This is a genomic window from Risungbinella massiliensis (assembly GCF_000942395.1).
Taxonomy (GTDB): Bacteria; Bacillota; Bacilli; order Thermoactinomycetales; family Thermoactinomycetaceae; genus Risungbinella; species Risungbinella massiliensis.
Map to the genome: position 1 here is coordinate 253,699 of NZ_LN812103.1, position 24,298 is coordinate 277,996.

Genomic DNA, 24,298 nt, shown 5'->3' on the forward strand with positions numbered 1-24,298 from the left:
ACAAAATTAAATGTAACGATTATGATTACATTTAAAGCGAGGTGATTCATTGAATAGTGAATTTACGATAGCCGTTCACAGTTTAGCTTTTTTAGCCCATATACCTACTCATATGGCTTCAAGCGACCTTTTGGCATGGACTGTTTGCACGAATCCAGTTCGTATACGAAGAGTGATGAACTTGTTGAAAAAGAATGGATTGGTTCAAGTTCAAAAAGGAACTGGTGGTGGGTATATATTAAAATGTGAACCAAAAGAAGTATCATTAGGAGAACTATATAGAATTACATCCCCACGATCATTAGTTACTGATTGGCGATCTGGTGATCCTAAAATGGATTGTTTGGTAGGATCGCAGATTGGAGATGTAATGAATAACATATTTGAAGATGCAGAAACTAGTTACAAGAGGTTTTTGGATCAGGTTACTCTCCAAGATATTTTGGATCAGTTAGTAGAAGGACAAAAAAAAGGATCATGAAGTATCCTTTCTTTTTTGGATAAATTGTAACATGATCGATTACAGTTTGCTGTGATTAAATTTAAAGAAAAGGAAGTGTGTGAATATGTCCATAATTCAAATTACCGATTCAACCTTTGACCAAACTCTTCAAGCTAAAGGATTGGTACTAGTCGATTTTTGGGCACCTTGGTGTGCCCCATGTAGAATGGTGGCTCCTATTTTGGAAGAATTAGCAGAACAAACGAATGGAAAAGTAACCATTGCAAAATTGAATGTAGATGAAAATCCAGTAATAACGAATAAATTTGGGATTAGGAGTATTCCAACCCTTAAGCTGTTCAAAAACGGAACAGAAGTAGAAACACTCGTGGGTGTACAGCCTTTAGAAGAATTGAAAGACTTAGTATTACAACACAGTTAAAAGAGAGGAAGTATCTACTATGAATAAAAGCTTGTATCAAAGAGAAAATCTTCGACACTTAGCACAAATAGGAACTCTTGCACCAGAAGTATACCAAGCATTTCAATCTTTTAATAAGGAAGTTATGAAAGAAGGGGCACTGTCGGTAAAAGAAAAGGAACTAATTGCCGTGGCAGTAGCTCATGCAACAGAATGTCCGTATTGTATTGATGTTCATACAAAAAATGCTAAAAAAGCTGGAGCATCAAGGGAAGAACTGATCGAAGCAATATTCGTTACTGCTTCAATCGAAGCAGGTGGTGCTTTGGCTCATAGTACCCACATGCAAAACGCGTTGGATTCTGAGGCAGATGATGTATTATATCGCCGCTCCTACCTTAATAAAGTAGGGAATCTAAAGAAGTTAGCACCAGATGGATTTCAAGCACTAGTACATTTTACTAATACAGTAGTAAAAGCAGGAAATCTGAGTACCAAATTTAAAGAAATTATTGCTGTCGCTGTAGGGCATACAACGGAATGTCCTTATTGTATTGACAAGCACAGTAAATCTGCACAAAAAGCAGGAGCTACTCAAGAAGAATTGGCCGAAGCGATATTGGTTGCATCGGCATTACGTGCTGGAGGGGCTTATGCTCACATAGCAAATATGATCGAAAGTTACGGTCATGATTGAGATAATAGGAAATCGAAAATAGCATAAAAAAACTCTAAGCTAACGAAATAATTAATCCGTTAGCTTAGAGTTTTTTAGTAATTGATAGTTGGTTGATTATGAGAACTACTTATAAGTAGTAGTCTAGTTAGAAAATAGATTAGCAACTGGGCTTTTTTTGTTTATAGTGTACTCTTTTGCGAGTTCCAGATGACTAGCTCTGTTATAGGGGATGTTATGGGTTAGACTCAGATAGGAATTGGGACTTTTGTTTACCGCGTTGCTTAGATTCTAGTTTTTTTTATGCTATACTGTGAACATAATTTCATGGCAAGAATAACGTACTAGAGCCTGGTGGAGGTGAATAGTTTTGGCAATTAATCAGGAGCAAGTAGAACGCGTTGCTGCTCTAGCAAGACTGAAGTTAACAGAAGCTGAGAAAGAGCAGTTTACCGAACAATTGAACAAAATCCTGCAATTCGCAGATAAACTGAATGAACTAGATACCGAGAATGTAGAACCTACAAGCCATGTGTTACCAATGAAAAATGTCATGCGTGAAGATGAGGTACGAGAATCTCTAGACCGTGAAAAAGTGTTGCAAAATGCCCCGGATCAGCAAGATGGTATGTTCCGAGTGCCAGCGGTTTTTGAAGGATAAGGAGGAGAATGATGTCGCTTCTAAGAGAGAAGCTCACAGATCTCCATTCTAAACTAGCAAAAAAAGAGATTGGCGCAATAGACTTAGTAGAAGAGTCATTACGTCAAATTCAAGCAGTGGACAAAGATGTTCATGCCTTTTTAGCAGTGGATGAGGATGGAGCCAGAGCCAGAGCGAAAGAGTTGGATGCAAAATTTGTTTCTTCCAACACAAGAGGTTTGCTTGCTGCTTTACCAGTTGGTGTGAAAGATAACATTTCTACCAAAGGATTGACCACAACATGTGGTAGCCAGCTACTGGCTAACTTTCAACCTGTTTATGATGCAACGGTAGTAGAGAAGTTAGATCAAGCCGATGCCATTGTAATGGGAAAAATGAACATGGATGAGTTTGCAATGGGCTCTTCCAATGAGAATTCTAGTTTTGCTCCTGTACATAACCCTTGGAATTTAGCACACGTACCAGGTGGATCGAGTGGCGGATCGGCGGCCTCTGTTGCTGCTGGAGAAGTTTACTTTGCACTTGGTTCTGATACGGGTGGTTCGATTCGTCAACCAGCCGCTTACTGTGGAGTTGTGGGATTGAAGCCTACATATGGATTGGTTTCTCGTTATGGATTGGTTGCGTTTGCTTCTTCTTTGGATCAGATCGGACCACTCACCAAAAATGTAGAGGACTCCGCTTATGTGATGCAGGCGATTGCTGGTCATGATCGGATGGACTCTACTTCAGCTAATGTGGAAATTCCAGATTATCTTTCCGCTCTGACAGGAGATGTAAAAGGCCTCAAAATTGGGGTCCCAAAAGAGATGATGGGTGAGGGGATCGATGCGGAAGTAAGAGCAAGCATCCAAAAAGCCCTGACACAATTAGAAGAGATGGGAGCAATTGTCGAAGAGGTATCCTTGCCTCATTCGGAGTATGCAGTAGCAACCTATTATTTGATTGCCCCAGCTGAAGCTTCTTCGAACTTGGCTCGTTTTGACGGAGTACGTTATGGTGTACGCAAAGAAGGTCAAAACTTGTTGGATCTCTATTTAGAAACGAGAAGCCAAGGCTTTGGACCAGAGGTGAAGCGTCGTATTATGCTCGGAACGTATGCGCTTAGCTCTGGTTACTATGATGCGTACTATTTGAAAGCACAAAAAGTGCGTACGTTGATTCGGCAAGATTATGAAAAGGTATTTGCGGACTACGATGTAATCATTGGACCTACTGCTCCTACTCCTGCGTTCCGTTTTGGAGAAAAGTCAGATAATCCATTGACCATGTATGCCAATGATATTTGCACGATCCCTGTAAACTTGGCGGGATTACCTGCGATTAGTGTACCAGCTGAACCGGTCGATGGTTTACCAGTTGGACTACAAATTATCGGGAAACCGTTTGCTGAGTCCACGATCCTTCGGGTAGCCCATGCCTTTGAACAGGCTCGTGGTGAGGTTGCTTGGCCGAAGTTAGGAGGGGAGCGGGCATGAGTAAATACGAAACAGTAATTGGTCTGGAAGTACACGTAGAGCTTCAGACCAATACCAAGATCTTTTGCGGATGCTCTACTGAATTTGGTGCTCCTCCAAACTCCCATACCTGTCCAATCTGTCTAGGACATCCAGGGGTACTTCCTGTTTTGAACAAACAGGCAGTTAATTTTGCGATGAAAGCAGCGATGGCACTTAATTGTGAGATTGCAGAGCATAGCAAGTTCGACCGTAAAAACTATTTCTATCCAGATTCTCCAAAAGCTTATCAAATTTCCCAGTTTGATCAACCAATCGGTGAAAATGGTTGGATCGAGATTGAAGTGGAGGGTGAGAAAAAGCGGATTGGAATCACCCGAGTTCACTTAGAAGAAGATGCAGGTAAGCTTAATCATATTGAAAATGGCTCACTAGTAGACTTTAACCGAGTTGGTGTACCACTTATTGAAATCGTATCAGAACCAGATATGCGTACTCCTCAAGAGGCAAAGGCATATCTTGAAAAGCTAAAAGCGATTATCCAATATACTGGTGTTTCGGATGTGAAGATGGAAGAAGGTTCACTTCGTTGTGATGCCAATATTAGCTTGCGTCCAGTAGGACAAAAAGAATTTGGTACCAAAACAGAGCTGAAAAACCTGAACTCCTTCCGTAACGTAGAACGGGCGCTGGAGTATGAGGAAGTTCGTCAAGCAGAAGTATTGGACAATGGAGAAGTCGTAACGCAACAAAGCTTGCGCTGGTTGGAAGACCAAAATAAAACCAAAATAATGCGTTCCAAAGAAGAAGCGCATGATTATCGCTACTTCCCAGAGCCAGACTTGGTAGCCCTCCATATTGACGAAGCTTGGAAAGAAGAAATCAGAGCAAGCATTCCCGAGCTTCCTGATGCGAGAAAAGAGCGTTATACTGAACAGTATCAGCTCTCAAGCTATGACGCTAACATTTTGACGATGGCAAAAGAAACAGCAGAGTTCTTCGATGCAACAGTCGCACAAAAGGCAGAGCCTAAACTTGCAGCTAACTGGATTACTTCGGATCTGCTTGGCTATCTCAATCAAGAAGGCAAAGAGTTGGCAGATGTAAAAGTAACGCCAACGCTACTTGCGGAAATGATTGAGCTGATCCAAAAAGGAACGATCAGTACAAAGCTGGCAAAGCAAGTATTCAAGGAAATGTTAGTAAGCGGAAAAGCCCCTGCTACTATCGTGGAAGAAAATGGATGGGTACAGATTAGTGATGAAGGGCAATTAAAGGTAGAAGTACAAAAAGTCCTTGAGAATAACCCACAATCGATCGAAGATCTGAGGAACGGAAAAGATCGTGCGCTCGGATTCTTGGTCGGACAAGTGATGAAAGCAACCAAAGGAAAAGCCCATCCTCAGTTGGTAAATCAGTTGATTCGCGATGCGATAAAATAGAGTAACAGGAAGTTAGGAGAGAAGGCTCGTTCTTAGCAGGACGGGCTTTTTTCCAAAAGGGGGAGCACGTTTGGGTGCCATCTATGTAATTACAACGTTTCTTTTTTTGATTGCCGGTATTTATAGCCTTTTCTCCAATCAATCCTTTTTTGCACTGCACTATCTGCTAATTGCTTTGTATGTACATGCCTCCTTTTATGAACTAAAAGGACAACCATTCCCACGTCCGCTCTATATAGGGGTAGCATTCTTTTTGGCAGCAGATGCAGTCATTCAATTATTCTTTTTCCAACCATCGAATTTTTTAGGTGGAATCATTAGCTTTTTTCTTTCCTTCTCTGCTTGGCAATCTGCTCAAAGACAAAGACCAAGTCATTGATGAGGATTATTGTGAAAAGTTTCACCAAGTGAGAAAGGATAGATGATTTGGTGAGTAGAAGAGAAGTCCCTGTTCAATTAGGGGAAAAGGTAACTCTGACTATCACTGGGTTGGCTCATAATGGTGCGGGAGTAGGCAAATATGAAGGATTCACTATATTTGTTCCAGGAACGATACCAGATGAGACAGTTACCGTAGAAGTGGATCAGGTCAAAAAACAATATGCAACAGCGAAACTTCAAAGTTTGGATCTTGAACACCCACAAAGAGTGGTAGCACCTTGTCCTGTGTTTGATGCATGTGGAGGATGTCAGACACAACATCTGAGTTATCCATTACAGCTGGAGATGAAACGCCGTCAAGTCCGTGATCAGTTTGAACGGATTGGTGGCTTTGCTGATCTGCAAGTGGAAACTACGATCGGAATGGACGAAGGTGCGCAGTGGCGTTACCGCAATAAAAGCCAGATTCCATTTGCTTTTCAACAGGGTAAAGCAGTCTCTGGCTTTTTTGCACCGAACTCTCACGACATAGTAGAGTTTCCGGAGTGTATTATTCAACATCAAATGGCAGATGAAGTGATAGGTCGCATTCGGGAATTAGTACGCAAATGGAAAATACCAGCTTACGATGAAAAAAGACATCAAGGTGTCCTTCGGCATGTCATGATCCGTGTGGGCTTTGAGACGAATCAGGTAATGGTAGTATTGGTCACGAGAACATCTGAACTGCCACATCAAGCGGAATGGATAGAAGAACTACGAAAATTCCCGGAAATTCGTTCCATCTATCAGAATATCAACTCAGAACGAACCAATGTGGTATTAGGGAAGCAGAATCGCCTGCTTTGGGGAGAACCCACTATTACGGATCAGGTCGGCAAGGTATCGTTCTCCATCTCGCCCCATTCTTTTTTTCAAATCAACCCGATTCAAACTAAAGTTCTCTATGATGTTGTGAAGGAATACGCAGATTTGTCAGGGAAAGAGACGGTATTGGACCTATATTGTGGAACAGGTTCTATCGGTCTTTATCTAGCTGATCAGGCAAAACAAGTGATTGGTATCGAAGTAGTGGCTGATGCAATAGAGGATGCCAAGAAAAATGCTACAAACAATGGAATCACTCATGCCAGTTATCTTGTTGGAAAAGCGGAAAAAGTGATGCCACGATTGGTTCGAGACGGGATTTCAGCAGATGTGGTAATAGTGGACCCACCAAGAAAAGGTTGTCATGAGGAGCTTTTAGAAGCAGTAGCGGAAGTGCAACCGAAGAAGTTGGTTTATGTTTCGTGCAATCCGGCTACGTTGGCGAGGGATGCGAAATGGTTAGCAGAACATGGATTTGAGTTAACCAAAGTCCAGCCAGTTGATATGTTTCCACAAACGAGTCATGTAGAGACGGTAGCATTATTTGTAAGGGTAGATTAAAAATAGTTTAGATGTGGTTACATGTGTGAGCCTCCCTTCTAAAAAGGGAGGCTTTATTTATGAAAGACAATAAGTTAATAATCTTTAGGACGCTCTAAGCAACCCTAAAAAAGGAATACCGAGCAATGCCGTCGTTCATCCTACGATGGAAACTATGGGCTTTCAGCCGACAAAAGTCTGTAATTTTCCGGATGGTTTTTTTTACGATAATTTATTATTTGGGTACAACCCGCTTGACGGTTAACACCGGCTTACAAAACGCTAAATGTTTTCGACCTTCAGTACCTTGGCGTTTCTCGTCAGCTGTTTATCAGAGACGATCCAGGTGTGGTGCCTGGAATTATTCCTTCGGATGGCGATGAAATGAAGCTTACTGCCCGCATAAATTCGGAATCCTCTAGCTAGACTTGCGGTACAGAACCTGATGCATTCCCCGCCGGTTTGGTTCGGAAAAGAGATCTGCTGGAACACCTGCCGCTTCACCAGTAACGTCGCTCCTTGAACCATGTGGACAGGGCGCTGCTCCAGATCGCTGTACCGGAGCAGAAGCAACTTTTTACTTTGCAGATACATGTAGTGGGCACGTTTGCCTACAATATCAGCGTTGGTCTTTAGCATAGTTCGCATGCTATCTCCTAAATAGTCAGGGGCATAATAATCGTCATCATCAAATTTTGCAATATAACCGAATCGTGATCGCTTGACTCCGTAGTTGAGACAGGCCCCTAGAGAAACATTGTCCGGTAGACGGTAAATCCTAACGTTTTTATATGGTTTTGCAGCTTCGATGTAGTCTGTAAAATTCATGGTTCTATTGTTTAAAATCACAATAAGCTCTTTATTGCGGTATGTTTGCCTGCCGTAATTTTGAAACAAGTTATGCAGGAAGGAGGGGCGTTTCGTACACGTGATAATGGAGACGGCCTGCGATTGCTTCATCCCAGGGTGAGTCGGCACCTGTTTCATGACCGAAACCCCTTCGGTTTTCGCGATACGAATCGTTTATAATTCCGTACATGTGGGATTTTTTTATGGTGTGACAACAACTCTTTGTCGCTAATGATCCATGTGTGGTTGGCTGAGTTTTTTCTGCGGATGGCGACAAAATTATATTTGCCTGCCGAATACACCTTGTACCCCTCCATTTTTCCACTTAAGCAAAACAAATCGTCTTCGCCGATGTTCCGATTCGGAAATTGAATCCGCTTAAATACGGATCGTTTAAACACAAGCGTTGCGCCAGGTAGATAGGTGACCTCCCGATTCTCGTCCTGCGGAAACCGAAGAAGCAGCATTTTTGATCCGCGTAAATACATGAAATGAGCTCGTTTTCCGATAATATCGGCGTTCTTTCGTTTCAACGTCTGTAGCATCTCGGCCAAATAGTAGGGGGCATAGTAGTCATCATCATCAAACTTGGCGATATAGGGGTAGCTGGCTTTGTTAACGGCAAAATTTAAACAAGCGCCCAGCGTTTCATGCTCTGGTATGCGGAAAATGCGAACGTTTCGAAGTTTTTGGGTTAAACGGTAGTAAGGAGACAGAGAAGTGTCGTTGGAGTTGACGACAATGATAAGTTCTTTCTTTGGGTGCGCTTGCCGGACGTAATTTTGAACCAGATTCTTTACATAGCTTGGACGATTCGTACACGAAATGATAGATATACCCTGTCGTTGACTTAAGCTCGGGTTTCTTGGACCTGTTCCCATACCATCGCTCCTCCTTATTTGATCATGAGCAAAACTATTACTACTACAATATGTGAATGATAGAGAGCGGTAACGGTAGATGGACCATAAAACAGTAGGAGAGGTGCTGAAAATATGAGATTTGTTCAATCTACCAAAATATCAACACGGAGCGTACTAATATGGTACTAGGGGAGCAGAACTGCTTGCTTTTGGGAGAACCCCATTGGCAGTTCCAAAGTAAGAGACCGTACATGTTTTAAATTCTTGAAGTGATTTAGAATAATTTCATAAAAGCTCTGTATTGCTGAACCAATCCTGATTATAGAAAAGTTGGCAATGAAGCACTTTACAGGTTGATAAAAATAAAAGGTCCACGGTTCCTTTTAGGTACCGTGGATGTTTGCTTATCCTAGTATGAAATTTTTATTTGTCGATCCCTATGCTCTCGCCATTGGAATAATAATCCTGTCTCATCTCTATAGTCACTTTTTTTGCGAAGTTGATGGGAACGGAGAGGGTTTCCATGTTTGTCGAGAAAGATGATCAGGATAAACGACTCGAATGGTCTCATTCTTACAAATACTGGATCGACCGGTTCTGCATTGAACTTGGTGCAGATTACCAAGGTGTGATTTAGTAACATTTCTGATGAAAAAAATGTTTTTGGTGCTATGATGGTAAAAAGTTTTCTTGGATTTTCCCCACCTTGCAAAATATCAAAATAATGAGGGTTGTATGCTGCTATCTTGCTAATTGTTTTCATATCATGCTCCTCCTTATATTTAGGATGCTAAAGAGCCAGATCGCATCTGACCCTTATCGCATCCTAAGATAGGAGCAAGCATAGATAAGCAAAATTTATTATATCAAATAGTTGGACAATAAATTGTATCAAATATAAGTCGGTTAAAATAAAAGATCCACGGTTGCTTTTTGGGAACCGTGGATTTGCTTATCTAGTTTGAAATGTTAGTTTGATATTTTCAATTGACGTGCTGCATCATCACGCCAACTATATCTGATACCGAATTCATCTGTGTAAGTTGATTGGAGAATGATCGTTCTAGGGTTTTTGAACATCGCACCCGTCTGTCCGAAGTAACTAATTTCTACTCCAGACTTTCTGATTTTGTTAATATCTCTAGATTTACTTGTGATTTTGAGGAATAGTTGAGTACCATTTCCCAAATTGATGATTGTGATTCGATCTAAAAAAAGAACGATCGGATAGTACGAAAGGTGCTGCGCAGGAATCACATGCTCTACTTTCGGGATTATTCCTCTTCGAAGTTTCCCAAACTCCCTAGGCGTCACGATCGCGATACTGCTAATTTTGTTTTCAAACATACTTATCTCCTCCTTGTAATTTCTAAGATGCTAAAGAGACAAATGAATTCGTCTGTCCCTTAGCGCATCCTAGAAATAGAGGAGCAAGTAGATAAGCAATATCTATTATAACAAAGTTGTAGGATATTGAAATAAAAATAATTTTAATATTTAAAAATGACGAATAGTGGCAAAGTGATCTTCAAAGTAAGGAATTTTTTGTTTGTACGATCAATGAGAAATAGACCACCTCTGCCGTTTGTATGCTTAGTCCGCTACTAAAGAAAAATAAAATTCCACGGTTTCCAAAGGATCCCGTGGAATGGAGCTTATCTTAGTAGGATGATATTTTAATATGTGTCTTATGTTTGATATTTTTTAACCCGAATTCCAAACCAGATTTATCTCTAAATTTTCGGTGCAATATGTGAGAACGGATACAGTTTCCGTTCCAATCAAAGAATATTAATTTGATCCAATGCGTATTAAATTTCTCGAATTTGATTATGTGTGTTTTATAATATCCATTTTGTAATTGGGTGCGGATCATTGCAACCTTGTTTAGATAATCATCTTGGTTATGAAAGGAAGTCGGATCTTCTATTGTGTTCAATCTGTAAGCCGAGTTTCTCGTGATTAATTTCTCAAATTCTTTTGGCTCATAAATGCATATTTCTTTGATTTCCATACTTACTTATTCCTCCTTTTAATTATGTTTAGGATGCTAAAGAGTTAGATCAAATCTAACCCTTATCGCATCCTAAACAGGAGGAGTAAGCAGATAAGCTATGTTTATTATAGCAAATTTGTAAGTTGTCCGTTTGAAAATTATTTGAATTATCTGGTTTAAGATGAAAAAAATAAAATTCCACGGTTCCCAAAGGACCATGGAATTACTAATCAGTTTGGTCGCGCTATTGAAAAATGATTATCTGTTTTCGTCAGTGTGCTTTTTCTGAACCATCCTGCTATTTTTTCAAAATAACTTATAGGCTCTCTATAATACACCGGTTTAAATCTAAGTCCATAGTAGACTCCTTTCTATAAACATATCTTAATGTAAGTACTAATATATATACCCGAACATCTATGTATATGTATCATATAAGAGTGATCCCCAAGTCTAATTGGACTCGGGGACGTTGTTTATCTTATGCTGATTTTCTTTTGGCGAAATAAGTCTTGATAGTATTTTATTCGTAGGTTTGCATATTCCATTTCCTGACCAATGTTTAAGCAAATTCCATGATCTAATGCATTTCCTTCATCATCTATTGCGTTAATCCATATATGATCTCGTTCTGATTTTGCTAGCTTTGTCTGTTTCGTAACACGTAGTGCAATGTTTGTTGTTTGACCATCTACTATTGTATGTACGACACTTACTTCATATTCTAGAAAATCCTTTTCTCTATTTGTTGCTTCAACACTAAAATAGTCAGGTAATAATGCTCCGTGAATAAAATCTTCTAGATGATAGAACTCAATTAAATGAATCATACTTACTCCTCCTCGTGTTTTAGGATACAAAAATGGTCAGAACTACCATCTGGCACTTTTTGTATCCTAAAATGAGGAGCAAGAAGATAAACAAAAAATATTTTACTATAAGGACAGAAGAATTCTACCTATTGAATATGATAAAAAATAGAATTTATAAAAAATAAATCCCCCAGTTCCGAAGAGCTGGGGTTTCTGCTTATCCTACCGATATTTTTAATTTACGATAGCTATCACTACAATGTTGAAAGTACAGACCATTGAGATATAACTCGTTATCAGTTCCTAAATACATACCATAGTCCATAACAGATCCATCCTCATAGAAGAATGTGAGCCAGAGGCCTTCTTGGTATGGTTTCATTTGTACGATGACTTGTTTGGTTTGTTCTGTACCTGATTGGATATGAACAATCGCGATGTGATCTAAATAAACCGTTTCTGCAAAGTATGATTTTGGAGTTATGATGGTCATTAGTTTATCTGCAAATTTCCCTTGTGCGAGCTTCTTGAACTCTCCAACATTGTAAATATCAATTTTTCGAATGTGTTTTGGTAACATGCTTACTCCTCCTTGTATTTTAGGATGCTAAAGAGACAGATGTTGTATCTGCCCCTTATCGCATCCTAAAAAGGAGGGAGCAAGTAGATAAGCAATGTCTATTATAGCAAATGAAGAAGGATCTAAATATTAATATTATTAGAACATCTTTATTTCAAGCATACTTATGACCACACTTTCAAACACTACCAAAAAAGAAGGAGTGTGGAAGTATGAATTGGAAAAAATTCCTATCTGTTGTAATGGCGGCAATCGCTTTTCTTTCTTTTTCAGGATTTGTTTCAGCAAAAACTCCTAATGCAAAGGTACGTTTCCTCCATGCCTCTCCCAATGCCCCAACTGTTGATGTCTACATAGATGGCAAAAAAGTAGTAGATAATGTCCCTTACGCTGGTGTCACCACTTACTCAGATATAACGGCGGGAGACCACAAGGTCGAAATATACCCAGTAGGGACAAAAGAGAAGGCGCTGTTAAGCAAAAATGTAAAAACAGATGCTGGACAAAGATACACTATTTCCATAGTGGGACGGGTAGATGATCCAAATAATGATTTGTTATTGGATTTATTAGTAGCTTCGGATCAACCTACTCATTTACCAGGTAAAGCACAACTTCGTACCGTTTATACTTCACCAGATGCACCCGCTATCTCTGTCTGGGAGAAAAATGGTCCTGTTTTGTTTGAACGAGTAGGATTTAAAGAAATTTCCAACTACCGTGCAATGGAGCCCAAGACATACAATTTAGAAATTCGGTTAGTGAATTCCGAGACGACTTTGTTAGAAATACCTAATCTGCCACTAAAAGATCAAGATGAGGTCACTCTTTATGTGTTAGATGTCAAGGGTGATCCAAAGCTACAAGTGATTGCTTTGAATGAAAAAGGAGAAGTTTTACGAACCTTACCTACATTAGGTCAAGTTGCAGGAGAGGCGTTACCAAAAAAGAACGATTGAGCAAAGAAAATATAGATGTTGGAAGGGTACTTTGAGAATAAAGTGCCCTTTTCTTATGGGAGTGGTTTAATCGATCTCAAAAAAGGAATAGAAGAAGTACAGGAAAAGGTAATAATTAATACAACAGCTTGGTTCCTTTTTAGGATATATTAAGATACATCAAATAAACCGTTTGCAAAGGGTGGGAGCACTGAGGTGAGCACATGAGTATTCTAATCTGTCTCGATCCAGGGCATGGTGGTACAGATCGTGGTGCCATCGGGTTAGAGCTAATGGAAAAAGATGTTTGCCTGGATATATGTTACCGTGTTGAACGAGAACTACAAAATTATCAGGGGATTCAAGTTACCTTAACTCGTTCCTATGATGTCGATGTTACGATACAGGAGCGAGTAGAGTGGGCGAACTCCCATAAAGCGGACTTATTTTTAAGCATTCATACTATTACTAGATTAAAAGGCTTTACTTCTTATGTGAGTGTTATTGCGGGTTCTCATGACCGTAGATTGCAGTGTTGGCTACATAATCAGCTAGCTGGAGCACTGCGCTCTTATGGAATTTGTGATCAGGGGAAACGAAACGATACCGAAACCCCAAATGGCTTGTTATATGAATTGCGACACACCAAGATGCCAGCAGTTACTATCGCAGCATTGAACTTATCAAATCCAAATGAACATCAATTGGCTGCAGACTATCTATTTCGTAGCAGATATGCGAAGTCGATCGCAGATGGATTGGCTAGAATTTATCAATGTAGTATGCGGGGTAATGAGCGGACAGGACATGTTTGTACATGAAAAAACGACGGGCGATGTGCTCGTCGTTTGTTTTTGTGTGTAAGTGGTAGAATTTTTTGATATTATGAAATGCAGATAGGGGGAAGTTTGATGTCAGATGAACAGAAAAAACAGAGTAATAGAAAAAATACAAAACAGTTGATTATGAGCATTGTTTCGTTGGTATTGGCTTTGCCGAATCTTCTTTTTAACTACTACATAGCACAAATGCTTTTAGGGGTGGGCGATCCAGAGCATTATAAAGCAGCGACAGTTGGTTTTATACTGCTTCCATATGCATTAACTGGAGGTCTTATAGCAATTGTCATTGGGATAAAAACATATAAGTATGTATCTAGTAAAATAAGTCTAATAATCAATGTATTACCTCTAATTTGGTTATTAATAGGTTTTATTTTTGATCGATGGGGCTACTGTAAAGCAGAGTTGACATAAAAAAAGAAAATCTACATAATAGTAGACTTTCCAGATGTGAAATCTAAGTAGAAGGATAGAACAAGCTGTCTATCAATTCTCTGAATGATTCTCTTATATAGGTGACGACATAGTCGGGACCGTCCTCATAATGAGCTTCCCAGTTGATAAGCACAATAGAGGGCGATTCATTTGATTCCCGATAGTCAAAGCAATACCATTTATTCTGCCCATCCAACGCAAAGGGGACAAACCCTTTTGGAAGTGAGGGATCAGAATCATCTGTTAGGTACATTTCTCTAAATGCTCCCATTATATGATTTGAATCTTCAGTATCCCCTTCTTCCTTTGAAACAGACAACAATTGGTCAAATGTGTAGGGCTCACCATCTACATTAATGTATACGCCAGGAATACTTCCTTGATAAACCTTCACCCATTCAACATAATCTTTAGGTAGCTTTTGACCAACAAATCCCTCAATTCGTTTAATATCCTCGTCTGTTGCAGGTTGTTTGACTGTTGCCCACTTAACCATTCTTATCCCTCCTATTTTCCCCAAATACGATGACCACCAGTATGAGGTTTCCCTTTATTATGAATAGCACTATAAACTAATTGCATTCTGCCAGTTTCTTGATGATGGTGCCATGTATAGTTTCCAATTTTATAGTGCCCTTTTTTAGATGCTCCTCAATTAATTCACGCTCATCTTTTGGGAATTGGTTCATGAACTCCTGTTTCAACTTTGAATTCTCTTTGAAATGATCTCTTAATATTTGGGTTGCTTGGCTTGTTTGGGTAGGGCTTGCACCTTTTATTTGGTCTGGTTTAAGATATATTTCAGCTTTAACATATTTTGAGAAGTCAACAAACCCATCTTTATCGAATGGAATTCCCTTATCATTGTTACCACCAGCATGTTGACTACCTAATAATTTCACTTCTTGTCCATCAGGCAAAACTGCATACTTAACGTTTCTATCCTGCTTATCTTTTCCATTTTTTATCTTAAAGTTTTGATCTGGAACATCATACTTTGGTTTTTCGGTCTTGAACTTCGTTGTTACTTTACCTGAATTCGTGGACTGGCTAGTATTATTATCTCCCGAATTACTACCACTGGACTCATTCGAATCATCATCACCGGATTCATTCGAACTCCCATCACTGGATTCATCGGACTTATTTCCACCAGTAGAGCAAACCTCTTCGTTATTGTTATTGTTATTGCCATTCTTCTTCCCATTCTTTTTCCCACAGGCAGGTTCTATTACAGTATCCCAAGCCTTCTCTATTGCCGGATGTGGACTTACTAAGCTTAGTAGCCGAGATAGGATAGATAATTCTTCTCCTGTTTCTGGATCCACTCCGAAAATGAAAGCTTTAATGTCATTTCCTTTAGATACGAAATAATCTTTTCCGAATCCAACCAATGTTTCTATTGGATTCTCTTTTAGATCATTTAAAAATACTTCCAGATCGGAGAATAGTTGTTTTACCTCTTCTGATTTCTCATCGAAGTAACCACCAGGATCTGTTACAAGCTTCGTAACCGTATTTTTGATATCCTTAATGATCGGTTCTTCGGCTATGTAATCGATTGGATCATCCCAAAATCTGTCCCAATCTTTTTCTACTAGATCCAACGATTTTTCAAGATCTTTTTTTACAGTGCTACAGTTGCTATCTGAAAAAATGCCAACTATCCCGTCACAAGCTTTGTGGAGCAAACCTTTCTCTTCTTTGTTCGATACGGAAACTGGATTGTTTACTTTGGGGACAACCGGCTCTGTTTTCTTTGGTTATGCCTCTCTTACGTCAGAGTCCTCGAAGTCGTTCTCTCTGTGGCAGGTCAAACATACCGTTTTTCTCTGCAAATTACTGATAAATAAAAAACTGCAGGAACATATTCTCCTGCAGCAGATTAGATCAAACTATGATAGATCACTATGAAATCTCCCAAACCTCACATACCCTGGAACAGAATAAACTCCAATTCTTAGTTTATATGCTTCATAGCTACTAATAATATAGTTATATTGCATCTCAATTGGTAAATTATCTAACATGAAAGGGATCGCAAGTCCTTCGAGTAATAAATATTTTCCGGCGTCGATCCATTTACCATGGAGGGATAAGTGGAGATAGCCTAACAGTCTAATCCATGTTGCATCGATAAAGTCTTCATGTAGTTCTATCTTTATGTTATCTGCTTGGTGGATCAGTTGATCTAATCTATCTCTTGCTTCGATTGCATATAATTGGGGGTTTTGGTTCTTTTTTTGTTTATATAATTCTGGAGTGTTTATCCCGATAAGACGCAAATAAAATGTATATTTATTTCTTTCAAACTTGATCGTATCTCCGTCTACTACTTTTACCTTTTTAGGAGAAAACACTTCTTTCGATTTAAAGTTTTTCCGAATCCTTTGATTTATTACCGTTTTGCTTTTCTTTTTGTTCCCCAATGTAATCGCCTCCCGGCTTGGGTAGTACAGCCGAGAGTCCTCAAGCAAGAGGGATCTGGCTGCCCCTCGTACTCACTAAGAAATGAACACGAGGAGCAACCAGATCCCCTGCAGTATAACGAACTAGTGTAAGTTTTTTATATTGATCCTGTTAATTCCGTATTTTCTGTTTATAAATCTTTCGGAGAAAATAAATGCTGCAGGAACCAATTCTCCTGCAGCAGATTAGATCAATGCTATCATATGTCCTCATTAAATCTTCCGAATTCTGTTACGTATCCTCGTATAGAGTAGACTCCTAAGCGAAGTCTTTCTGCTTCATATGCTAGATCTTGATACTCCAACTGTTCTTCCAGTGTAAGTCGTTGCTCCATCATATAAGGTACTGCTAAACCTTCTGCTAATAAGATGTGACTTACATTTACGAACTCTCCATCTTTCTCTACAAATAGGTAACCTAGCAGTCTGATTCCGGTTCCATCGATGAGTCGTTCATGGAGAACTATTTTCCAATTGCTTGCTTCGTCCAATAACAATTGACCTAATCGATCTTTTGCTTCTTGCGAGAAGGGTTGAGGAGATTTGTGTGCATTTGCTGAATAAAGTTCAGGAGCATTAACCCCAGTTATACGAAGGTAAAATGTATGCCCATACATAGGAAACTTAACGGTATCACCATCCACCACTTCTAAACTCGGGGGTGAGAATATTTGCGATGGTTTGAAATGGTCTGTAATAAGTGTCCTAATTCTAAGTTTCTTTTGACTTGGTTCTGTATTTAGATTTCTCTCCATAATAGTCGCCTCCCGGCCAATTAGTGCAGCCGAGAGTCTCCAAAAAGCAAAAGAGAATCTGGCTGCCCCTCCTGCTCACCATAATGAACACGAGGAGCAGCCAGATCTTCTTTATTATAACAGGAGTTGTCTTTCGAAACTGTATAGATATCTTGATTATTTCATTTCTGTAACTATTCATTTTGGAGTGAAACTTGTTATTTTTTTAGCTGTGTTAAACACACTTTGTAGCAGGACCTACAGAGATCTTCATTTACAAAAATGCTTTTGGTCTTTTTTTATTGTGGTGCTATTTGTGATACGATAGCGAAGTAAATCAATCCTCGAATGGAGCTGTTAATGTATGAAGACAGGTTATATCTTATTAGAAGATGGGAACAAAATGGAGTTAGAATTTTATCCGGAAGCTGCTCCCAATACTGTTGCGAACTTTGAGAAATTGGCAAATGAAGGCTTTTATGATGGCTTGAATTTCCACAGAGTTATTCAAGGATTTGTCTCTCAGGGTGGATGTCCGCAGAAAAGTGGATATGGCAATGCAGGATACACCATTGCGTGTGAGACAGCAGGTAATCCTCACAAGCATGTAGCAGGATCTCTATCGATGGCTCATGCAGGGAAAGATACTGGATCTTGTCAGTTTTTTGTTGTTCATGAACCACAACCTCATTTGGATGGCGTACATACTGTATTTGGTAAGGTTACGAATGGTTTGGAACATGCGTTGAATATGAAACAAGGCGCAGGTATTAAAGAGATTAGAGTGCAAGGATAGTTTTTATAGCAGGGATGGAGTAGTCGGGCTCTCCATCCTTGTTTTTTTATGTGAGATCAAATGTAGCACTAGACTAATTCCTGACAGAATAATAGAACGGAATCAAGTGAACTAAGTAAACGACTTTATGGTCATCTTAAGGTCAGGATGTTTAGGTGGTTGAAAATGATGTGGAGAATATTCCAAAAAGAATTCCCTAATCACTTTTGATCACTAATAGAAAACAACCGTTCACTGTCCCAATGGATCGATGTATTTTTGATGGAACTACAACTTTGAGAAAGTACCCTGATGGATTCAGATATTCCAGATACTCCCTAATAGTTGCCAAGTGTGTCAGAAATATGAGATAATCCAATGTGCTAGAAAGAGAATGTGCGGATTTTAGCAAAAAAAGAAGGAATATAGCGCGTTTTGTCGAACGTATGCTTTAATACATCAAAGGGTACCTCATCGGTTGAGGAGGATAGAGATGCAATTACATAAATTAAATCCAAAAGAGCTCGAACAATTATTTCAAGCGGTATTGAAGCTTGAAACAATTGAGGAGTGTTACCAATTCTTTGACGATCTCTGCACGGTTGGTGAAGTAAAGTCGCTTGCACAACGTCTGGAAGTAGCGAGAATGCTTCAAGAAGGAGCTACTTACAACCAGATTGAAGCAGAGACAGGTGCAAGTACTGCGACCATTTCTCGTGTGAAGCGTTGCTTGCACTATGGTACGGATGGCTATAAATTGGCCTTAGAGAGACTTGCTGAAGACGAAAAGGCTGAGTAAATTCCCCGCGATTTTTGCGGGGTTTTCTATTGTATGAGACTATTTATTTATGAAGGAACAACCATTCAAAGGTATCTTTGTTAAGGTAGAAAGTGTGGTTTATGATGAACAGAGAGATCTTGAAAAATTGGCGGCATGTGATGAAGTTAGATCCAGCTAAACCGTTAACCGATACGCAGATAGACCACATCCTGCGATCTGGGACAGATGCTCTTATGATCGGTGGAACTGATGGGGTCACGTATGAGAATACCAATAATCTATTATCCCGTTTGGCATTAGGAGAGATTCCACTGATCCAAGAGATTTCTACTTTGGAATCAGTGCATCCATCTTTCGATGCGTATCTAATTCCCTCTGTGCTCAATACATCTGATATACGATGGGTATATGGAGAGCATCTCGAAGCCATCAAGAAGTTTGGAGAGTACATTCCTTGGGAGAAGCTATGGTGGGAAGGGTATGTAGTTGGCAACCCAGAAGCCAAAGTGGCGAAAAAAACGAACAGTGATTGCTCGCTGACCCCAGCGGATGTGACGGCTTATGCTCGATTAACAGAACATGTGTTTCAATTTCCGGTCTTTTATGTAGAATATAGTGGAACATACGGTGGGACACAATGGTTACAAGCGGCGAGTAGATCACTGAATCGTACGTTATTGTTTTATGGTGGGGGAATCTCGAAAGAAGCTCAAGCTAAAGAAGTAGCAGCATATGCCGATGTAGTTGTCGTAGGAAATGTAATATACGAAGATCTAGACCGGGCATGTGAGTCAGTTCAATGGGTGAAAGAGACGAAAAAGCAATAGGGTCAGGATCTTTTTCCGAGGATGGTATAGCACAGAGGATTTTGTTCTAGGAAGCTATTAAAAATAACGAAACGAGTCTAGTTGAGGTTTTATTCAGTGATGGGGATATCAAAGCGAAGCCATTTCATATTTTGGTTTGCTTGTTTTATATAAAGTTATCAGAAGAAAGAGAGGGAGACTAAGTGAGTTTGGATACAAAAGATTTATTAACTGGTTTAAATCCAGAACAGAGATTAGCAGTAGAAACAACAGAAGGACCTGTACAGATCGTAGCCGGTGCCGGGTCCGGGAAGACTAGGGTTTTGACCCATCGAGTAGCCTATCTATTGGAGAAGGGGATCCATCCTTGGAATATTCTCGCGATCACCTTTACCAATAAAGCTGCTCGGGAGATGAAGGAACGTATTGGGAAATTAGTGGGGCCCAAAGCAGAAGAGATCTGGATTTCGACATTTCACTCTATGTGTGTACGTATATTGCGTAGAGACATTGACCGTTTAGGCTATTCTCGGAACTTTACCATATTAGATTCAGGAGACCAGCTTTCTGCGATCAAACAGATTTTGAAAGAAGAGAATCTCGATCCTAAAAAGTTTGAGCCACGGGGATTACTACACCGGATCAGTTCAGCTAAAAATAGCCTGACTAGCCCGGAAGTGATGAAACAACAGGCTACCAACTATCTAGAAGAGGTAGCAGCTCAAGTTTATACACGTTATCAAAAGAAACTCCGTCAGAATGAAGCTTTGGATTTTGATGATCTTTTAATGGTGACTGTTCAGCTTTTTCAACAGGTGCCAGAAGTGCTGGATTATTTTCAACGGAAGTTCCAATATATCCATGTAGATGAATATCAAGATACCAACCATGTTCAATATACGTTGGTCAATCTACTAGCAGCACGCCATCAAAATATTTGCGTGGTAGGGGATTCGGATCAGTCTATCTACCGTTTCCGTGGAGCAGATATCACCAATATCCTTCATTTTGAACGCGATTACCAAAATGCCCGACTGATCAAGCTGGAACAAAATTATCGTTCTACTAAAAATATCCTTAAAGCAGCCAACCATGTCATTGAGCACAATACAGAACGAAAGCCAAAACAGTTGTGGACCGATAATGACGAGGGAGAGCAGATTACTCTTTTTGAAGCTGGATCAGAACAGGAAGAAGCTTTCTTTATAGGGGAAATGGTTCAAAAAGGTATCAAGGACGGACAGAGCTATTCTGATTTTGCCGTGCTATATCGAACCAATGCTCAGTCCCGGGTAGTGGAGGAGCTATTTGTAAAAGCAAATATCCCTTACAACATCGTTGGTGGAATTAAGTTCTACGAGCGCAAAGAGATCAAAGATGTGCTAGCTTACTTAAATCTCATTATGAATCCAAACGATGATCTAAGTCTTGCACGGATTATCAACGTTCCACGCCGGGGGATCGGAGCAACTACACTGGACAAGCTACAACAATATGCCGCAAGCCAAGGCCTCTCTGTTTTTCAAGCGATTGCAGAACGAGAACAGGTCGGTCTTACTAAACGTGCGATCGGACCACTAGATGATTTTCGCTCGCTCATCCTCAACTTGCACAATAGCGTAGATTATTTCTCCGTAACAGAAATGGTCGAAGAGGTTCTCACCCGAACCAACTATCGGGAGGAATTGAAAAAAGAGAACACATTGGAATCGCAAGCAAGACTAGAGAATATCGAAGAGTTTTTCTCCGTGGCACAAGACTTTGAAAAACACAATGAAGAAAAATCATTGATCGCGTTCTTGACGGAACTGGCCTTGATCTCGGAGCCAGCTGATCTAACAGGAGAGACAGAAGAAGAAAGACCAGATGCAGTTCAGATGATGACCCTGCATAGTGCCAAAGGATTGGAGTTTCCATTTGTTTTCTTAGTTGGAATGGAAGAAAATCTTTTCCCACACAGTCGCTCGATTGACGATGAAATAGAGATGGAAGAAGAACGCCGTCTTGCCTATGTAGGAATTACGAGAGCGGAGAAGAAGTTATTCTTAACCCGTGCCAAGCTGAGAACTATCTTTGGTAATACCAGCACCAATCCACCATCTCGCTTCCTAAAAGAGATTCCTTCCGAGCTTTTAGTATATGAAGGGAAACAATCCCCAGCTGCTACTACTGCACGTGCTAGGCAAGTGCTACCTAAGGCATCATTTCATGCGAGTGGTCCAAAGGAGTACAATTGGTCGGTCGGAGAAAAGGCTCAGCACACAAAGTGGGGTGTAGGTACAGTTGTTATGGTACGTGGGGAAGGCGAAGACATAGAGCTAAATATTGCATTTCCCGAGCCTGTGGGTGTCAAAAAACTATTGGCACGTTTTGCTCCGATTGAGAAAGTACAATCTTAAGTTAGGTAAGCAAGGTTCATCCCATAGATGAGGTGATAGGTTTGACGATTGAGCAAGCCAGAGAACAAGTGGCAACTCTCCGCCAACAGTTAGAAGAATACGGTTATCAATATTATGTGTTAGACCAACCCGTAGTCAGTGATGCAGAATACGACCAGTTGATGCAACAATTGATCAAATTGGAGCAGGAGTTTCCTGAATTGGTCAGTTTAGACTCTCCTACCCAGAAAGTGGGTGGCGAGCCACTGCCTTTCTTTGAAAAAGTAGAGCATTTGTCTCCCATGTTAAGTCTCGGGAATGCCTTTAATGAGGAAGATTTACGGGAGTTTGACGAACGTGTGCAAAAAGCAGCTGCTGGTGAGCCTGTTCGTTATGTGTGTGAGCTGAAAATCGATGGACTTGCGATTTCACTACGTTATGTGGATGGTCTATTTACACTAGGGGCTACTCGTGGTGATGGAACGACAGGGGAAGATATTACAAGTAACTTGCGGACGATCCGCTCGATTCCACTACGATTAAAAGAACCGATCTCGTTGGAAGTTCGAGGTGAAGCCTTTTTACCAAAGAAAGAGTTCCAACGGATTAATGAAGCAAAAGAGGCAAATGGGGAGCCTTTGTTTGCCAATCCACGCAATGCCGCAGCTGGCTCTCTTCGTCAACTTGATCCCAAACTAGCAGCCAAACGAGCATTAGATATTTTTCTCTATGGATTGGGAGAAGAGGATCTCCAAGACACGATCGAAAGCCATACCGAAGGGCTCAACTATCTGCAACAGATTGGGCTCAAGATTAATCCGGAGCGTCGAACTGTGAATTCCATCGAAGAAGTGATGGAGTATATTGCGTACTGGCAAGAGAATCGTCCCAATCTTGGTTATGAGATTGATGGGATCGTAATCAAAGTGGACGATTTTGCCTTGCGTAGAAAAATGGGGACTACCATTAAAGTTCCCCGTTGGGCGATTGCGTACAAATTCCCGGCGGAGGAAGCAGTCACCAAACTAATTGATATCGAGATTCGAGTGGGACGGACGGGAGCAGTCACGCCAACTGCGATCTTAGAGCCAGTTCAGCTAGCAGGTACAACAGTACAACGTGCCTCTCTCCACAACGAGGATATTATCCGTGAAAAAGGGATCAAGCTGGGAGACTATGTCGTTGTTCATAAAGCAGGAGATATTATCCCTGAGATTGTAGCAGTAAAGTCCGAGAAGCGAACGGGTGAGGAACGGGACTTCCATATGCCGACTCATTGCCCGGCATGTGAGCGTGAGTTGGTACGGTTGGAAGGGGAAGTAGCCTTACGTTGTATCAACCCATCTTGCCCAGCACAAAGTAGAGAAGCGATCATCCACTTTGTCTCTCGTGGAGCAATGAATATCGAGGGGCTTGGGGAAAAGGTGGCTATTCAACTCTTTGATGAAGGGTTAGTGAAGAACGTAGCTGACCTTTATTATCTACAGCGTGATCAGTTGCTCCAGCTAGAGCGAATGGGTCAAAAGTCAGTTGATAAATTGCTAGAGTCGTTAGAAAAAAGTAAGTCCAACTCTTTAGAACGTGTATTATTTGGGCTTGGAATACGTTTTGTAGGAAGTAAAGGAGCCAAAATCTTGGCCTCTCATTTGGAAACGATCGACCGCCTGATGGAGGCAACGGAAGAGGATCTGGTTTCCTTAGAAGAGATTGGACCCAAGATGGCACAGAGTGTCGTTGCCTATTTTGAACAATCAGAGGCACGACAATTAATCGAACGATTACGGAAAGCAGGAGTCAACCTTACGTATCTTGGAGCGAAGAAGAAATCAGAGCAGATAGGAGATCACTTTTTTGCTGGGAAAACGGTGGTTCTCACTGGGACACTCCATACTATGTCTCGCAAGGAAGCAGCTGAAAAGCTAGAGGTGGTAGGTGCTGAGGTAACGGGTAGTGTCAGTAAGAATACTGATTATCTGATCGCCGGTGAGAAAGCAGGTTCCAAGTTGACCAAAGCGGAGAAGCTGGGAGTCTCTGTATTAACGGAAGAAGAGTTTTTAGAGAAGATGCAAGTATAATCGATTAAATGAACAGCTCTCTAGGAAAAGGGAATCCTAGGAGCTGTTTTTTCTTATAACGGAACAGCTTTCTGTATCT

General features: G+C 40.5%; 27 protein-coding genes. 16 read left to right on the top strand and 11 right to left on the bottom strand.

The window, feature by feature from the left end; translation table 11 throughout:
• Nucleotides 1-49: 49 nt before the first annotated feature.
• The 8 genes from VJ09_RS12295 (at nt 50) to rlmD (ending at nt 6,908) form a co-directional block, all read left to right on the top strand.
• Complete coding sequence (locus VJ09_RS12295) at nt 50-481, top strand: RrF2 family transcriptional regulator (protein WP_044642005.1); 432 nt, start codon at nt 50-52, stop codon at nt 479-481.
• 85 nt (nt 482-566) lie between these two features.
• Complete coding sequence (trxA, locus tag VJ09_RS12300) at nt 567-884, top strand: thioredoxin (RefSeq protein ID WP_044642006.1); 318 nt, start codon at nt 567-569, stop codon at nt 882-884.
• Nucleotides 885-903: 19 nt separating this feature from the next.
• Nucleotides 904-1,560, top strand: a complete 657-nt coding sequence (locus VJ09_RS12305; RefSeq protein WP_044642007.1) for a carboxymuconolactone decarboxylase family protein — start codon at nt 904-906, stop codon at nt 1,558-1,560.
• 349 nt (nt 1,561-1,909) lie between these two features.
• A complete protein-coding gene (gene gatC / locus VJ09_RS12310; RefSeq protein WP_044642008.1) occupies nt 1,910-2,200 on the top strand; it encodes an Asp-tRNA(Asn)/Glu-tRNA(Gln) amidotransferase subunit GatC in 291 nt (96 codons plus the stop codon).
• Between the two features lie 11 nt (nt 2,201-2,211).
• Nucleotides 2,212-3,678, top strand: a complete 1,467-nt coding sequence (gene gatA, locus VJ09_RS12315) for an Asp-tRNA(Asn)/Glu-tRNA(Gln) amidotransferase subunit GatA (RefSeq protein ID WP_044642009.1) — start codon at nt 2,212-2,214, stop codon at nt 3,676-3,678.
• The gene (gatB, locus tag VJ09_RS12320) at nt 3,675-5,099 is read left to right on the top strand and encodes an Asp-tRNA(Asn)/Glu-tRNA(Gln) amidotransferase subunit GatB (RefSeq protein ID WP_044642010.1); all 1,425 of its coding nucleotides are present in this window, start codon (nt 3,675-3,677) and stop codon (nt 5,097-5,099) included. The genes gatA and gatB overlap by 4 nt, the downstream gene beginning before the upstream one ends.
• 70 nt (nt 5,100-5,169) lie before the next feature.
• Nucleotides 5,170-5,478 carry a hypothetical protein gene (locus VJ09_RS12325; RefSeq protein ID WP_044642011.1) on the top strand — a complete coding sequence of 103 codons (309 nt, stop codon included), beginning with the start codon at nt 5,170-5,172 and terminating at the stop codon, nt 5,476-5,478.
• A 50-nt stretch (nt 5,479-5,528) separates the two neighbouring features.
• Nucleotides 5,529-6,908 (top strand): 23S rRNA (uracil(1939)-C(5))-methyltransferase RlmD, encoded by a 1,380-nt coding sequence (rlmD, locus tag VJ09_RS12330; protein ID WP_044642012.1) that lies wholly within the window; start codon nt 5,529-5,531, stop codon nt 6,906-6,908.
• 261 nt (nt 6,909-7,169) lie between these two features.
• On the opposite strand, the gene VJ09_RS12335 is transcribed toward rlmD, so the two are convergent.
• From VJ09_RS12335 to VJ09_RS12365, 6 genes are all read right to left on the bottom strand, one after another.
• Nucleotides 7,170-7,874 (bottom strand): glycosyltransferase, encoded by a 705-nt coding sequence (locus VJ09_RS12335; protein ID WP_044642013.1) that lies wholly within the window; start codon nt 7,872-7,874, stop codon nt 7,170-7,172.
• Nucleotides 7,871-8,617, bottom strand: a complete 747-nt coding sequence (locus tag VJ09_RS12340) for a glycosyltransferase family 2 protein (RefSeq protein WP_044642014.1) — start codon at nt 8,615-8,617, stop codon at nt 7,871-7,873. Before VJ09_RS12340 ends, VJ09_RS12335 begins: the two co-directional genes overlap by 4 nt.
• 391 nt (nt 8,618-9,008) lie before the next feature.
• The gene (locus VJ09_RS12345) at nt 9,009-9,362 is read right to left on the bottom strand and encodes a hypothetical protein (RefSeq protein WP_044642015.1); all 354 of its coding nucleotides are present in this window, start codon (nt 9,360-9,362) and stop codon (nt 9,009-9,011) included.
• A gap of 206 nt (nt 9,363-9,568) precedes the next feature.
• A complete protein-coding gene (locus VJ09_RS12350) occupies nt 9,569-9,946 on the bottom strand; it encodes a hypothetical protein (protein ID WP_044642016.1) in 378 nt (125 codons plus the stop codon).
• A 1,125-nt stretch (nt 9,947-11,071) separates the two neighbouring features.
• Nucleotides 11,072-11,425, bottom strand: a complete 354-nt coding sequence (locus VJ09_RS12360; protein WP_044642018.1) for a hypothetical protein — start codon at nt 11,423-11,425, stop codon at nt 11,072-11,074.
• Nucleotides 11,426-11,624: 199 nt separating this feature from the next.
• Complete coding sequence (locus VJ09_RS12365) at nt 11,625-11,987, bottom strand: hypothetical protein (protein ID WP_044642019.1); 363 nt, start codon at nt 11,985-11,987, stop codon at nt 11,625-11,627.
• A 212-nt stretch (nt 11,988-12,199) separates the two neighbouring features.
• On the opposite strand from VJ09_RS12365, the gene VJ09_RS12370 reads away from it, so the two are divergent.
• The 3 genes from VJ09_RS12370 (at nt 12,200) to VJ09_RS12380 (ending at nt 14,181) form a co-directional block, all read left to right on the top strand.
• Nucleotides 12,200-12,946: a DUF4397 domain-containing protein gene (locus VJ09_RS12370; RefSeq protein ID WP_044642020.1), complete on the top strand. Its 747-nt coding sequence runs from the start codon at nt 12,200-12,202 to the stop codon at nt 12,944-12,946.
• A gap of 203 nt (nt 12,947-13,149) precedes the next feature.
• A complete protein-coding gene (locus VJ09_RS12375) occupies nt 13,150-13,746 on the top strand; it encodes an N-acetylmuramoyl-L-alanine amidase family protein (RefSeq protein WP_052807379.1) in 597 nt (198 codons plus the stop codon).
• Nucleotides 13,747-13,836: 90 nt separating this feature from the next.
• On the top strand, nt 13,837-14,181 hold the full coding sequence (locus tag VJ09_RS12380) for a hypothetical protein (protein WP_044642021.1): 345 nt from the start codon (nt 13,837-13,839) through the stop codon (nt 14,179-14,181).
• Nucleotides 14,182-14,224: 43 nt separating this feature from the next.
• On the opposite strand, the gene VJ09_RS17685 is transcribed toward VJ09_RS12380, so the two are convergent.
• The 5 genes from VJ09_RS17685 to VJ09_RS17690 form a co-directional block, all read right to left on the bottom strand.
• Complete coding sequence (locus VJ09_RS17685) at nt 14,225-14,698, bottom strand: SMI1/KNR4 family protein (RefSeq protein ID WP_052807380.1); 474 nt, start codon at nt 14,696-14,698, stop codon at nt 14,225-14,227.
• 11 nt (nt 14,699-14,709) lie between these two features.
• Complete coding sequence (locus tag VJ09_RS19185; RefSeq protein WP_407689999.1) at nt 14,710-14,784, bottom strand: hypothetical protein; 75 nt, start codon at nt 14,782-14,784, stop codon at nt 14,710-14,712.
• Nucleotides 14,775-15,893, bottom strand: coding sequence for a hypothetical protein (locus VJ09_RS18500; protein ID WP_044642022.1), 1,119 nt, complete (start codon nt 15,891-15,893; stop codon nt 14,775-14,777). Before VJ09_RS18500 ends, VJ09_RS19185 begins: the two co-directional genes overlap by 10 nt.
• 204 nt (nt 15,894-16,097) lie before the next feature.
• On the bottom strand, nt 16,098-16,631 hold the full coding sequence (locus tag VJ09_RS12395; protein ID WP_044642023.1) for a thermonuclease family protein: 534 nt from the start codon (nt 16,629-16,631) through the stop codon (nt 16,098-16,100).
• Nucleotides 16,632-16,870: 239 nt separating this feature from the next.
• Nucleotides 16,871-17,425 (bottom strand): thermonuclease family protein, encoded by a 555-nt coding sequence (locus VJ09_RS17690; protein WP_052807381.1) that lies wholly within the window; start codon nt 17,423-17,425, stop codon nt 16,871-16,873.
• A 343-nt stretch (nt 17,426-17,768) separates the two neighbouring features.
• Here VJ09_RS17690 and VJ09_RS12405 point away from each other — a divergent pair, with 343 nt between their 5' ends.
• The 5 genes from VJ09_RS12405 to ligA all read left to right on the top strand — a co-directional run bounded on the left by VJ09_RS12405 (nt 17,769) and on the right by ligA (nt 24,219).
• Nucleotides 17,769-18,200 carry a peptidylprolyl isomerase gene (locus VJ09_RS12405; protein ID WP_044642024.1) on the top strand — a complete coding sequence of 144 codons (432 nt, stop codon included), beginning with the start codon at nt 17,769-17,771 and terminating at the stop codon, nt 18,198-18,200.
• 472 nt (nt 18,201-18,672) lie between these two features.
• Nucleotides 18,673-18,978: a YerC/YecD family TrpR-related protein gene (locus tag VJ09_RS12410; RefSeq protein WP_044642025.1), complete on the top strand. Its 306-nt coding sequence runs from the start codon at nt 18,673-18,675 to the stop codon at nt 18,976-18,978.
• A 101-nt stretch (nt 18,979-19,079) separates the two neighbouring features.
• Nucleotides 19,080-19,787, top strand: a complete 708-nt coding sequence (gene pcrB / locus VJ09_RS12415; protein ID WP_325063593.1) for a heptaprenylglyceryl phosphate synthase — start codon at nt 19,080-19,082, stop codon at nt 19,785-19,787.
• Nucleotides 19,788-19,969: 182 nt separating this feature from the next.
• On the top strand, nt 19,970-22,165 hold the full coding sequence (pcrA, locus tag VJ09_RS12420; protein ID WP_044642026.1) for a DNA helicase PcrA: 2,196 nt from the start codon (nt 19,970-19,972) through the stop codon (nt 22,163-22,165).
• Between the two features lie 41 nt (nt 22,166-22,206).
• Nucleotides 22,207-24,219 carry an NAD-dependent DNA ligase LigA gene (ligA, locus tag VJ09_RS12425; protein ID WP_044642027.1) on the top strand — a complete coding sequence of 671 codons (2,013 nt, stop codon included), beginning with the start codon at nt 22,207-22,209 and terminating at the stop codon, nt 24,217-24,219.
• Nucleotides 24,220-24,298 lie beyond the last annotated feature (79 nt).

Coding starts and splice junctions, on each gene's coding strand:
- gatA (WP_044642009.1), top strand. CDS start 2,212: ATGTCGCTTCTAAGAGAGAAGCTCACAGATCTCCATTCTAAACTAGCA.
- VJ09_RS12335 (WP_044642013.1), bottom strand. CDS start 7,874: ATGAAACAGGTGCCGACTCACCCTGGGATGAAGCAATCGCAGGCCGTC.
- VJ09_RS12375 (WP_052807379.1), top strand. CDS start 13,150: ATGAGTATTCTAATCTGTCTCGATCCAGGGCATGGTGGTACAGATCGT.
- gatB (WP_044642010.1), top strand. CDS start 3,675: ATGAGTAAATACGAAACAGTAATTGGTCTGGAAGTACACGTAGAGCTT.
- trxA (WP_044642006.1), top strand. CDS start 567: ATGTCCATAATTCAAATTACCGATTCAACCTTTGACCAAACTCTTCAA.
- VJ09_RS12410 (WP_044642025.1), top strand. CDS start 18,673: ATGCAATTACATAAATTAAATCCAAAAGAGCTCGAACAATTATTTCAA.
- VJ09_RS12360 (WP_044642018.1), bottom strand. CDS start 11,425: ATGATTCATTTAATTGAGTTCTATCATCTAGAAGATTTTATTCACGGA.
- VJ09_RS12340 (WP_044642014.1), bottom strand. CDS start 8,617: ATGGGAACAGGTCCAAGAAACCCGAGCTTAAGTCAACGACAGGGTATA.
- VJ09_RS12405 (WP_044642024.1), top strand. CDS start 17,769: ATGAAGACAGGTTATATCTTATTAGAAGATGGGAACAAAATGGAGTTA.
- VJ09_RS12365 (WP_044642019.1), bottom strand. CDS start 11,987: ATGTTACCAAAACACATTCGAAAAATTGATATTTACAATGTTGGAGAG.
- VJ09_RS12380 (WP_044642021.1), top strand. CDS start 13,837: ATGTCAGATGAACAGAAAAAACAGAGTAATAGAAAAAATACAAAACAG.
- VJ09_RS17685 (WP_052807380.1), bottom strand. CDS start 14,698: ATGGTTAAGTGGGCAACAGTCAAACAACCTGCAACAGACGAGGATATT.
- VJ09_RS12345 (WP_044642015.1), bottom strand. CDS start 9,362: ATGAAAACAATTAGCAAGATAGCAGCATACAACCCTCATTATTTTGAT.
- VJ09_RS12370 (WP_044642020.1), top strand. CDS start 12,200: ATGAATTGGAAAAAATTCCTATCTGTTGTAATGGCGGCAATCGCTTTT.
- pcrB (WP_325063593.1), top strand. CDS start 19,080: ATGATGAACAGAGAGATCTTGAAAAATTGGCGGCATGTGATGAAGTTA.
- VJ09_RS17690 (WP_052807381.1), bottom strand. CDS start 17,425: ATGGAGAGAAATCTAAATACAGAACCAAGTCAAAAGAAACTTAGAATT.
- VJ09_RS12350 (WP_044642016.1), bottom strand. CDS start 9,946: ATGTTTGAAAACAAAATTAGCAGTATCGCGATCGTGACGCCTAGGGAG.
- VJ09_RS12305 (WP_044642007.1), top strand. CDS start 904: ATGAATAAAAGCTTGTATCAAAGAGAAAATCTTCGACACTTAGCACAA.